The sequence below is a fragment of the Xanthobacter sp. BG11Y11_SDJG genome (assembly GCF_057364445.1).
Window position 1 is genome coordinate 1 of record NZ_JBNFNU010000271.1, and the last position, 6,002, is coordinate 6,002.

Consider the following 6,002-nt stretch of genomic DNA (forward strand, 5'->3'; position numbering starts at 1 on the left):
GGATTGACGGGGTTGATGTAGGAGCCCGACACGATGCGCTTCATGAGCCCTTCGCGGGCCACATGGTCCATGCCGCGGATGTCCACCGCGTCGCCGGTGCCGACCGGAAATAGAAGGTAGAGCCCGCGCGGCGTGCCGGAAGCGGCGAAGCGCTCCCCCACCGCCTTGAGAACGGTGTCCGGCGTGATCCAGCCGATCACGCCGACGCAGGCCACCGTGTCGCCGTCGCGGATCAGACCGGCCGCCGCCTCGGCGGAGACCATCTTGCTGCGGGCGAGGGAGAGAGGGACGTTCATGCGGTCATTCCGAAGCGCTGGAAGGTGGCGGCGGCCGCGGCGCTGCGGCAGTCCTCGACGAACAGGCGGTTGGCCTCCATGTCTTCCGCCTCGCCCTGGGCCATGACCTGCCGGGCGAAGAAGCGCTTGGTGGAGGCCACGGCCTCGGCGGGAAGGCGCGCAAGCGCCTGAGCTTCCTCCACCGCCGCCTCCAGCGCGTTGTCGGCGAGAATGTCGGCCACCCCGAGCCGGTAGGCCTCGCCCCCGTCCACTGGACGGGCGCCCCAGGTGAGGCGGCGCGCGGCGACCGGCCCGCACCGGGCCGACAGGACGGTGAGGCCCCAAGGCGGAATCCAGCCATTGGTGACTTCCGGCAGATGCCAGCGGGCCGCCGGCTCGGTGACCACCACGTCGCAGGAGGCGGCGAGGATGAAGCCGCCGCCGAGGGCGAAGCCGGACACCGCCGCCACCACAGGCTTCGACAGGAAGGTGAGGGCGCGCGCGAAGGCCGCGGTCTCCGCCTCGTGCTCGGCCATGCCGTCCCGGTCGAGGGTGGCGAGCTCCTTGAGGTCCGACCCGGCGCAAAAGCCGGGCGCCGTTCCCCCGAGCACGATGGCCGAAACCGCCGGATCGCTGTCCAGTGCGGCGAAGCGCGCGCGCAGGGCGGCGACGGTGGCGTGGTCGAGGGCGTTGCGCCGGCGCGGACGGTCGATCTCGACGATGCAGACCGTCCCGCGGCGATCTTCCTTGATCATTGCTTGCTCCTCTTCGAATGGTCAGTCGAGCCGTGCGCCGTCGCGGTTCAGCACCTGGCGCAGGTCGCGGCCGTCGATGTCGCGGGGGCGCATGCCCTCCTTCACGGCAATGGCCGCGGCGTGGCCGATGGCGTGGCCGTAGGAGAAGCACTGGGCGGTGACGCGGGCCGAGGCGAGCGCCTCGTGCTCGGCCGACAGGCAGCGGCCGGTGACGAGAAGTCCCTCGCCGCGCTCGGGCACGAAGCAGCCGTAGGGCACCTCGTAGACGTCCTCCATGAGCCATTCGAGCTTGGGCTTGGCGCCCGAATGCAGCTCGATGGGCCAGGGCGAGCGGGCGATGCCGTCGGCGAACTTGCGGCCCGCCAGCACGTCCGCATTGGCGAGCCGGCTCGTGCCGACGATCTGCCGGGTCTGGCGCACGCCCACCTGAACGCCGGTGTCGTTGACGAAGGCCGCCTCGCAGCCGGCGACGTGGTTCTTCAGGAACCGCTCGTACTGGCGGACCTGCTTGCGACCCTCGATCTCCGCCTCGGTGAGATCGGCTGCGACCAGCGGGTTCAGTTCGCGCCCGTCGCGTCCGATGACGCGGGTGACGTTGCAGAGGATCTCGTTGGGCCGCGGCGTCGGGAACAGGAAGATCTTCGAGCGGGGGAGCACGTATTCCCCCTGCGCGTGGAGCTTGGCGATCAGGTCGGAGACGTGGGGGCCGAGGATGGAATCCTCCCCTTCCGCCGCCTTCAGGCGCTCCACGTCCGCGCCCATCATGCGGAAGATCATGGTGGGGTTCTGCACCCGGCCCTCGTCGCCCACCGTGCAGGGCAGGCCGGCCATCACCGCGAGGTCGGCATCGCCCGAGGCGTCGATCACCAGGCGTGCCGCCGCCGTAAGCGGTCCCTGCTTGGTGTAGCCCCGCACGCCCCGGAGGCGGTCGCCCTCGCACAGCGCCTCGGTCACGACCGCGTGGTAGACCACCTCAACGCCGGCATCCGCCAGCAGGTCGTCCGCGGTCTCGCGCCAGGCGAGCGGGTCGTGCACGCGGGTGAATGTCTTGCCGTAGCGCACCGGGCCGGTGAGGCCGCCGCGCGCCTCCATGCGGGCGACGAACTCATCGAGGAAGCCGAACACCGCCTGGACCGGCGGGCGCGCCGCATCGTCGGATGCCTCGTACATGCCGCATATGGTGCCGGAGAGGCCTGCCACCGCAGCCCCGCCGCAGAAGCCGTAGCGCTCCAGCAAGGTGACCCTCAGCCCCTGGCGCGCGGCCGTGACCGCGGCGGCCAGGCCTGCGGCCCCGCCGCCGACCACCAGCACGTCGCATTCAAGCGCGATGGGGGACCGGTCATCCCGGCCCTGCCGTCCCTGTTCCACGCGTCTCGCTCCAGATATTTTTGTAATATATCGCAAAATATCCAAAAGACGCGTCCAAGGAGGCGTCAAACCTGCCCCGATGAACCTGTCACATCACTGAAAATCGATACTCAACGCTCGCGCTCGACGATGCGGCGGGTAAGCTGCTCCGCATAGTCGATCATGTCATTCACCGCGCCGACGGTGGTCGCCTCGTCACCGCTCGCCACCGCGCGCAGCAGTGCGGCATGGACCGCCGTCACCTCGGGCAGGTCCTCGAGGTCGGGGTGGTAGCGAAAATAGAAGCGACGGGTGAGGATGTGCAGCGGCTCCAGCGCCGCGGCGGCGAACGGGTTGCCGGCGATGTCCGCGAGCAGGTGCTTGTAGATGAACTGCTTGCTCAGGAATTCCTTGATCTGCTGCGTGCGGCCGATCACCTCCAGCTCGTCGGCGATCTGCCGCAGCTCCCGCTTGTCCGACGCCAGCACCCGCCGCGCGGCGCGGACGGCGACGAGGCGCTCCAACTCGCGGCGGGTCTCGATGACGAGCAGTTGGGTCTGCAGATCGATGGGCGAAATGACGATGCCGTGCCCGCGCACGATCTTCACCACATGGCCCACCGCCAGCCGCTGAAGCGCCTCCCGTACCGGCGTGCGGCCGATGGCGACGGCCTCCGCGATGGCGGCCTCCGACCACGTGCTTCCCGGCGCGAAGGCCAGCGTCACGATGTGTTCCTCGATCGCCCGAAAAGCCTCCGACGACAGGGATTCCGCAGACTTGGCGTCGAGACCCTTGACAGGCTTTGTCACAATCCATCCCTGGCAGCGCACACTTCGCCTAACCCATTCAATTCAGCTACACCTTGTCAAGGGAGGTTGTGGCGGCCACGGTGCGAGTTTTCGCCATCGCCGCCGTGGGATATGATAACAGAGCGCGGTTCTGCGTGGCAGGCCTGCGCACCGGGAGACCCGCGATGAAGCTCTTTCCCCCCGCCGCCGTCGCCGAGGACGCGCAGCAATCGCCGCTCGGTGCCGATGCGCTGCAGCGCATCGCCGCCGCCGTGGCCGCGGCCGAGGCGAAGACATCGGCCGAGATCCGCGTGGTGGTGGCGCGCGAGCCGCTGATCCAGCACCCCTTCTATTCGGTGATGTATGCGGCGCTGGCGGCGCTGGTGCTGCCCTGGATCCTGGTGCTCCTCGCGCCCATGCGGCCGATGCAGCTGCTCGGCATCCAGGCGGCCATGTTCATGGTGTTCGCCGGCGTTCTGATGCTGCCGAGCATGGCCCAGAAGGTCATTCCGCGGCTCGCCCTCAAGGCGGCGGCGCGCTCCGCCGCCATCGAGATGTTCCTCGCCCACGGCATCCCCCAGACCAAGGGGCGCACCGGCATCCTCATCTTCGCCGCCTCGCAGGAGCACCTGATCGAAGTGGTGGCGGACGAAGGCGTCCACACGCCGCTCGGCCACGGCGCCTGGCGCGACATCTGCGAGCGCGTGGCCGACCAGGCCAAGAAAGGCAGTCTCGCGGAGGGGCTCATCGCCGGCGTGCACAAGGCGGGCGACCTGCTCGCCGGACCGCTGCCGTCGAAGCCGGGCGAGCGCAACGAGCTGGCGAACCACGTCATCATCAGGTGAGGCGAGGGGGGCGGTCGGGCCGTCATGCCTCGGCCTGTCCGGGGCATACACCCGGATCCCCGCATCGGCGCGAACCCCGGCGCATGAGCCGGGCCGCAGAGTGCCTCCCCGGACCTGCCGCGGCCTGACGGGGCGGAAAATTCCACCGCGCGGTCCGACTTTCGTCCCCGCCGGAGCCGGCTTTCATTCTGCTGCATGGCGGCATAGATTGCCGGCCCGAGCCGACCTGGGCTCTGACTTGGCAAGGGGCTTTCCTCTCATGACCAAACCCGCCGTTCGCGTCGCCGTCACGGGCGCCGCCGGTCAGATCTGCTATTCCCTCCTTTTCCGCATCGCCAACGGCGACCTGTTCGGCAAGGACCAGCCCGTCATCCTTCAGCTCCTCGACCTGCCCCAGGCCCAGGGCGCCGTGAAGGGCGTGGTGATGGAGATCGAGGACTGCGCGTTCCCGAACTTCGCCGGCGTGGTGATCACCGACGATCCGAAGGTGGCCTTCAAGGACATCGACGCCGCCATCCTGGTGGGCGCCCGCCCGCGCTCGAAGGGCATGGAGCGCGCCGACCTGCTCTCCGCCAACGCCGAGATTTTCAAGGTCCAGGGCAAGGCGCTGAACGAGGTGGCCAAGCGCGACGTGAAGGTGCTGGTGGTCGGCAATCCGGCCAACACCAACGCCTATATCACCGCCAAGAGCGCCCCGGACCTGCCGGCCCGCAACATCACCGCCATGCTGCGGCTCGACCACAACCGCGCGCTCTCGCAGTTCGCCGCCAAGGCCAACGTCGCCTCCAAGGACATCGAGAAGGTCGCGGTGTGGGGCAACCACTCGCCGACCATGTATGCGGACTACCGCTTCGCTACCGTGAACGGCCAGCCGCTGCCGGCGCTGATCAATGACGAGACCTGGTACCGCGACGTGCTGCTGCCGACCGTCGGCAAGCGCGGCGCTGCCATCATTGAGGCGCGTGGCCTGTCGTCGGCCGCCTCCGCCGCCAATGCCGCCATCGACCACATGCACGACTGGATCCACGGCACCAACGGCAAGTGGGTTTCCATGGGCGTGGCATCGGACGGGTCCTACGGCGTGCCGGAAGGCATCGTCTTCGGCATGCCGGCGGTGTGCTCGGGCGGGGAATACGAGGTGGTCCAGGGCCTGCCCATGGACGACTTCTCCAAGACCATGTTCGACAAGACCCTGAAGGAGCTCCTGGAGGAGCGCGACGGCGTCGCCGGCCTGCTGGGCTGACCGATCGCGGGCGCCGCGCGCTGCGGCGCCCGCTTCCCTCCGGGGGCGGGGCGAACTAGTTTGGCGGCCGCAGGGCGAAGCCCCGGCGCGAGGATTTTCGTTTCATGACCATCCAGCCCGCGCCCGTTGAGGCCACGCCCGTCGTCGCCATCGGCGACGTGAAGATCGGCAACGCTCTGCCGCTCGCCCTCATCGCCGGCCCCTGCCAGATGGAGAGCCGCGCCCACGCGCTCGAGGTGGCGTCGGCGCTGAAGGAGATCGCGGCCCGCCGCGGCATCCCGCTGCTCTTCAAGACCTCGTTCGACAAGGCCAACCGCACCTCGCTCTCCGCCCAGCGCGGCATGGGGCTGGACGGGGCGCTGCCGGTGTTCGCCGAGATCCGCGACACGCTCGGCCTGCCGACGCTCACCGACGTGCACGAGATCGACCAGTGCGCCCCCGCCGCCGAGGTGGTGGACGTGCTGCAGATCCCCGCCTTCCTGTGCCGCCAGACCGACCTGCTGGTCGCCGCCGCCCGCACCGGCAAGGTGGTGAACGTGAAGAAGGGCCAGTTCCTCGCCCCCTGGGACATGAAGAACGTGGTGGCGAAGCTCACCGGCGCGGGCAATGGCCGGGTGCTCGTGACCGAGCGGGGAGTCTCGTTCGGCTACAACACGCTGGTCTCGGACATGCGCGGCCTGCCGATCCTCGCCAAGACCACGCGCGCCGGTGTGGTTCGGACGCCACCCATTCGGTGCCAGCCAGCCGGG

Annotated in this window: 5 protein-coding genes and 2 pseudogenes; 3 read left to right on the forward strand and 4 right to left on the reverse strand. The window is 69.4% G+C overall.

Annotated features, from left to right (window positions below; translation table 11 throughout):
* From AC2W7M_RS18270 to AC2W7M_RS18285, 4 genes and pseudogenes are all read right to left on the reverse strand, one after another.
* Positions 1–296: pseudogene (locus AC2W7M_RS18270) on the reverse strand (propionate CoA-transferase); the annotation flags it as partial.
* Positions 293–1,030 carry an enoyl-CoA hydratase/isomerase family protein gene (locus AC2W7M_RS18275; RefSeq protein ID WP_486133851.1) on the reverse strand — a complete coding sequence of 246 codons (738 nt, stop codon included), beginning with the start codon at positions 1,028–1,030 and terminating at the stop codon, positions 293–295. The pseudogene AC2W7M_RS18270 and the gene AC2W7M_RS18275, both read right to left, overlap by 4 nt.
* Before the next feature lie 21 nt (positions 1,031–1,051).
* On the reverse strand, positions 1,052–2,398 hold the full coding sequence (locus tag AC2W7M_RS18280; protein WP_486133853.1) for an FAD-dependent oxidoreductase: 1,347 nt from the start codon (positions 2,396–2,398) through the stop codon (positions 1,052–1,054).
* 110 nt (positions 2,399–2,508) lie between these two features.
* On the reverse strand, positions 2,509–3,186 hold the full coding sequence (locus tag AC2W7M_RS18285) for a GntR family transcriptional regulator (protein ID WP_486133855.1): 678 nt from the start codon (positions 3,184–3,186) through the stop codon (positions 2,509–2,511).
* 164 nt (positions 3,187–3,350) lie between these two features.
* Here AC2W7M_RS18285 and AC2W7M_RS18290 point away from each other — a divergent pair, with 164 nt between their 5' ends.
* The 3 genes and pseudogenes from AC2W7M_RS18290 to kdsA all read left to right on the forward strand — a co-directional run.
* Entirely contained in the window at positions 3,351–4,010 is a 660-nt protein-coding gene (locus tag AC2W7M_RS18290) for a TPM domain-containing protein (protein WP_486133857.1), read from the forward strand.
* A 259-nt stretch (positions 4,011–4,269) separates the two neighbouring features.
* Entirely contained in the window at positions 4,270–5,253 is a 984-nt protein-coding gene (locus AC2W7M_RS18295) for a malate dehydrogenase (RefSeq protein ID WP_486133859.1), read from the forward strand.
* Between the two features lie 104 nt (positions 5,254–5,357).
* Positions 5,358–6,002, forward strand: a pseudogene (gene kdsA / locus AC2W7M_RS18300) (3-deoxy-8-phosphooctulonate synthase); the annotation flags it as partial.